This window comes from Arthrobacter sp., assembly GCF_031988865.1.
Lineage (GTDB): Bacteria > Actinomycetota > Actinomycetes > Actinomycetales > Micrococcaceae > Arthrobacter_B.
In genome coordinates this window covers 23,816-24,238 of the sequence record NZ_DALZXY010000052.1, presented here as the reverse complement: position 1 = coordinate 24,238, position 423 = coordinate 23,816, and the positions used below count along the sequence as shown (strand labels likewise).

At 75.4% G+C, this 423-nt stretch carries 1 pseudogene; it reads right to left on the bottom strand.

Features of this window, described 5'->3' with window-relative positions:
- Positions 1-423, bottom strand: a pseudogene (locus RTN46_RS10655) (ATP-dependent helicase HrpB); the annotation flags it as partial.

Sequence of the window (423 nt, the reverse complement as noted above, 5' to 3'; positions counted from 1 at the left end):
GGCGGTGCCCTCCAGGGAAGGATCCGCGAGCAGTCGGCGGAGCAGGATTCCCGGAGTCACGAACTCCACGGCTGTGCGGCTTCCCGCGTGGCGTTCCCCGCGCACGGTGTACCCCACCCGCTCGCCCACATTGGACCCGTCGAGCGTGGCCAGGCGGCGGGCTGCGGCCCGGGCCGCCACCCGCCGGGGCTGGGTCACGACGATCCGCCCCGCACCGGCGCCGGCGAGGTTCGCGACGAGTGGCGGTACAAGCGTGGTTTTACCGGTGCCGGGTGGAGCCTGCACGACGGCGGTGCGTCCACCTGCAGCTTGGTCCAGGGCCTGGGCGAGGTCCGGCAGGGACCGGGCGAAGACCAGTCCGCGGCCGAGCCGGCGCAGGTCGAAGGGACCGTCCGGGAGTGCGCCGGCGGGGGCCGGGTCGGG